This is a genomic window from Microbacterium sp. (assembly GCF_031988965.1).
Lineage (GTDB): Bacteria > Actinomycetota > Actinomycetes > Actinomycetales > Microbacteriaceae > Microbacterium.
In genome coordinates this window covers 1-4,058 of the sequence record NZ_DALZXX010000200.1, presented here as the reverse complement: position 1 = coordinate 4,058, position 4,058 = coordinate 1, and the positions used below count along the sequence as shown (strand labels likewise).

Here is a 4,058-nt window from a genome sequence, read left to right as displayed (position 1 = left end):
GTCGCCGCCGGCGCCGACCGCCACGGCGCCCGCGCCGAACCAGTCGGCGAGGTTGTCGGGGGTCACGCCGCCGGTCGGCATGAGCGGAGCGTCGGGGAACGGGCCGCGCAGTGCGCCCAGGTACGACGGGCCGCCGAGCGAGGCGGGGAAGATCTTCACGACGTCGACGCCGAGCTCGAGTGCGCCCATGACCTCGGTGGGCGTCATCGCGCCCGTCATGACGACACGGCCGGTGTCGAGCATGGCGCGGGTGAGCGCGGGCAGGGTTCCGGGGCTCACGAGGAACTCGGCACCCGCGTCCGCCGCGGCCTCGGCCTGGTCGACCGTGGTGACGGTGCCTGCGCCGATATGCGCGGCGTCGCCGTGGCGTGCGATGAGCTCGCGGATCACGCCCGGGGCGTCGGGGGTCGAGAAGGTTACCTCGATGCCGGTCACGCCGCCGCGGATGATCGCCTCCGACGCCTCGAGTGCGAGCTCGGGTGACGGTGCGCGCAGAACGGCCAGTACTCCGGTGCTGCGGGCGCGGTCGAAACGGTCGGGCATCTGGGCTCCTTCATCGGGGGATGCCCTCATTCTCCCCGACTGGGGGCGCGAAGGCGCACCCGGGGGTCACAGGCGGTGCGGATGCGGCCAGGACTCGACGATGTCCTTCGCCTGCTTGAGTCCGAAGCCGGTGTGCTCGCGGACCAGCTTGATCGCGTGGATCTTCTGGTCGGCCGAGACGAGACGGTCGACCTCGGCGGAGACGGCGGTCGGCAGTGCGCCGCGCACCGACGTGGCCGTGGCGGTGATCGACGAATGGGCGACGGCGGCGTTCGAGGTGGCGGCCACGTGGGGGGCGGTCGTGCTGACCGACCAGTGGTCGATCCGGTCCTTCGCCTCCTGCAGCCGCACGCCGGTGTGCTCGCGGTAGACCTTGATGGCGCGGATCTTCTGATCGGCTGTCACGAGGCGGTCGATCTCGGCGATCACCTCGGGGGTCAGGCCGGACGCGGGGCTGATCGTCGTGGTCGCGGGAGCGGACCCCTGCCGCGCCGGCGAGGGGCGGTAGGGCTGGGCATCCGGCACCTTCGGGCTCATGCCGCGCAGCGCTGCGGCGATGATCACCGCCCCGACGGCGATGACCACGAGAACGATACCGATCCACAGGATGAGCTCCATGGCCTCAGTCTAGGGAGGGGGCTGTCGGCGCCCCAGGGCGTTCCCACCCGGCACCGCGTACCCTGGAGGTATGACCGAGACTCCCCGCACGCGCGAGACGCGCCCCGCCACGGCACCCGCGTCGTCCCGTTCGGGGGCCGTCCGTTCCACCGGCACACCTCAGGTACGCCCGGCGACCGAGGGCTGGACCCAGCAGAAGGATGCCGAGGGGCGGCCGCTGCTGCAGTTCGCGAGCCCCAAGCGCGGCAAGCCGCCGGTGCACCTCGCCGACCTGACCCCGGCCGAGCGCGTCGAGAAGGTCAAGGAGCTCGGCCTGCCCGGATTCCGCGCGAAGCAGCTCTCGACCCACTACTTCCGCCACTACACGTCGGATGCCGCCGAGATGACCGACCTTCCGGCCGACACCCGCGAGCAGCTCGTCGCCGGCATGCTGCCGCCGCTGCTCACCGAGGTGCGCCGCCTCGAGACCGACCGCGGTGACACGATCAAGTTCCTGTGGCGTCTGCACGACGGCGCGCTCGTCGAGTCGGTGCTGATGCGCTACCCCGGCCGCATCACGCTGTGCGTCTCGTCGCAGGCCGGATGCGGCATGAACTGCCCGTTCTGCGCCACCGGCCAGGCGGGTCTCACGCGCAACATGTCGACCGCCGAGATCATCGAGCAGATCGTGCGCGCCAACCGTCTGATCGCCGAGGGCGGCCTCGGCGGCAAGAAGGCCGACGACCACTCGATGGAGCGCGTCTCGAACATCGTCTTCATGGGAATGGGCGAGCCGCTCGCGAACTACAAGCGCGTGATGGACGCGGTGCGCTCGATGGTCGCCCCGCAGCCCGACGGCCTCGGCATGAGCGCCCGCGGCATCACGGTGTCGACGGTCGGCCTCGTGCCGGCGATCAAGAAGCTCGCCGACGAGGGCATCCCGGTGACCTTCGCTCTCTCGCTGCACGCTCCCGACGACCACCTGCGCGACGAGCTCATCCCGGTGAACTCGCGCTGGAAGGTCGACGAGGCGCTCGACGCCGCCTACGACTACTACGCCAAGACCGGCCGTCGTGTCTCGATCGAGTACGCGCTGATCAAGGACATGAACGATCACGCCTGGCGTGCCGACCTGCTTGCCGACAAGCTCAACGAGCGCGGTCGCGGCTGGGTGCACGTCAACCCGATCCCGCTGAACCCGACGCCCGGATCGATCTGGACCTCGTCGGAGCCCGCGGTGCAGAACGAGTTCGTGCGCCGCCTCAACGACGCCGGCATCCCGACGACCCTCCGCGACACCCGCGGCAAGGAGATCGACGGTGCGTGCGGTCAGCTCGTCGCCACGACCGAGGACGAAGCGGCCTCGGCCGCGATGGCCTGAGACCCGCCGGCGCCGTTCGCGCGATCGCGGAGGCCGTCTCGGCGCCCGAGGGACTCGGCGCGCGACAGCCAGGACTCGATGCGTGCGGGGCTCGCGTCCTTGACGCCGAGCATCCGGGTGGTGCGCACTGAGCGGATGCCGCAGAAGCGCAGCGTTCCCCGCGCGACGTGGGTCTGCGCGGGCAGGCCGGTGAACGGCGTGAGGAACCACGGGGTGTCTGCGAGCAGGAACAGGCGACCGTTGCGCGCGGGCAGCAGCCCCTCGGGCAGGCCGAGTGTCGAGTAGCGGTACTCCTGCTGCGGGAGCAGTGCCCGGTCGAAGAACCCCTTGAGCAGTGCGGGGACGGATCCCCACCAGAGCGGAGTGAACACGACGACCGTCGCGGCCTCGGCCAGTGCGCGCTTGGCGTCGACGAGGTCGGGCTCGAGCTGCATGCGTTCGCGGTAGCCGAAGCGCAGCGAGGGGTCGAACTCGAGGTCGCGCAGCGCGAGGATGCGGGCGTCGCCGTGGGCTGTGGCATAGCGCCGAGCGAGCTCTGCGGTGAGGGACCGGGCATCCGGGTGGCCGTCGATGATCAGGGCGGAAGACATGCGGGCTCCTATGTTGACAGTGTCAAGCAGTGGTGGACACTGTCAAGATAGGCAACAATGTTGCTTGTGTCAAGTTCTCGATCCGGCTACCACCACGGCGATCTCGCGCATGCCCTCGAGGCCGCAGCGATGCAGCTGCTGGTCGACAAGCCGGCGGGGGAGATCAGCCTCCGTGAGGTCGCGCGTGCCGCGGATGTGAGTCACAACGCGCCGTACCACCACTTCTCCGACCGGCGGGGTCTGCTCAAGGTGCTCGCCGAGCGCAGCATGGCCGACCTCGTCGCCGCGGTGCGTGCCGCGATCGAGGCGGCACCCGACCCGCGATCCGCCGCGATAGAGGGCGGCGCGGCGTACATCCGGTTCGCGGTCGAGCATCCGCACGGCTTCGACGTGATCTACGACCCGACCGTCTGCATCCCCGGAGAACCGAGCGAGACCATGGCCCCGCTGATCGCCGAGCTCGAAGAGCTTCTCGGGGCCGCCGTAGCCACCGCAGGCCTCGAGGGACAGAGCGGCGTCACCGGAGCCTGGGGGCTGGTGCACGGCCTCGGCACCCTGTGTGCGGCAGGGCACTTCACGCTCGACGACGCGCTCGCTGCGAGCGCCGATTCCCTCGGCCGCATGCTCTCGCGGTGACCTGCTCTCGGCCCGGAGCGCGGGTGTGAGAGGCGGAAACACAGGGTTCGTGCACGTTTTCCACAGGCGACGTTTCGTAGATTGTCGGGATGCCCTATTCTGCCCACCGCCCCGGACGGTTCGATTCCCAGGGTCGGATCATCCTCGACAGCGACCCGAACGCTGACACGGATGACCTCGACTTCCTGAGGGAGTACGAGCCCACCGGCGCCGATCTGCAGGCGCCCGAGCCCGCCGACCGGACGCCCGTGACCGCACCGGATGCAGAGCAGGATGCCGCAGCATCCGCCGTTCCCGCCCCGGCGCGGTCA

At 70.4% G+C, this 4,058-nt stretch carries 5 protein-coding genes and 1 pseudogene; 3 read left to right on the top strand and 3 right to left on the bottom strand.

What is annotated here, in order from left to right; translation table 11 throughout:
• A partial coding sequence (locus RTM68_RS17450) for a bifunctional 4-hydroxy-2-oxoglutarate aldolase/2-dehydro-3-deoxy-phosphogluconate aldolase (RefSeq protein WP_312173400.1) occupies positions 1–543 on the bottom strand: 543 nt, incomplete at its 3' end.
• Positions 544–609: 66 nt separating this feature from the next.
• On the bottom strand, positions 610–1,161 hold the full coding sequence (locus RTM68_RS17445) for a ribosomal protein L7/L12 (RefSeq protein ID WP_312173398.1): 552 nt from the start codon (positions 1,159–1,161) through the stop codon (positions 610–612).
• Between the two features lie 70 nt (positions 1,162–1,231).
• On the opposite strand from RTM68_RS17445, the gene rlmN reads away from it, so the two are divergent.
• Positions 1,232–2,521 carry a 23S rRNA (adenine(2503)-C(2))-methyltransferase RlmN gene (gene rlmN / locus RTM68_RS17440; RefSeq protein WP_194762475.1) on the top strand — a complete coding sequence of 430 codons (1,290 nt, stop codon included), beginning with the start codon at positions 1,232–1,234 and terminating at the stop codon, positions 2,519–2,521.
• On the opposite strand, the gene RTM68_RS17435 is transcribed toward rlmN, so the two are convergent.
• A complete protein-coding gene (locus tag RTM68_RS17435; RefSeq protein WP_312173394.1) occupies positions 2,470–3,111 on the bottom strand; it encodes an NAD(P)H-dependent oxidoreductase in 642 nt (213 codons plus the stop codon). The two genes, rlmN and RTM68_RS17435, sit on opposite strands and share 52 nt — an antisense overlap.
• 66 nt (positions 3,112–3,177) lie before the next feature.
• On the opposite strand from RTM68_RS17435, the gene RTM68_RS17430 reads away from it, so the two are divergent.
• A complete protein-coding gene (locus RTM68_RS17430; protein WP_312173392.1) occupies positions 3,178–3,747 on the top strand; it encodes a TetR/AcrR family transcriptional regulator in 570 nt (189 codons plus the stop codon).
• 89 nt (positions 3,748–3,836) lie between these two features.
• Positions 3,837–4,058 (top strand): annotated as a pseudogene (locus RTM68_RS17425) (DUF4407 domain-containing protein); the annotation flags it as partial.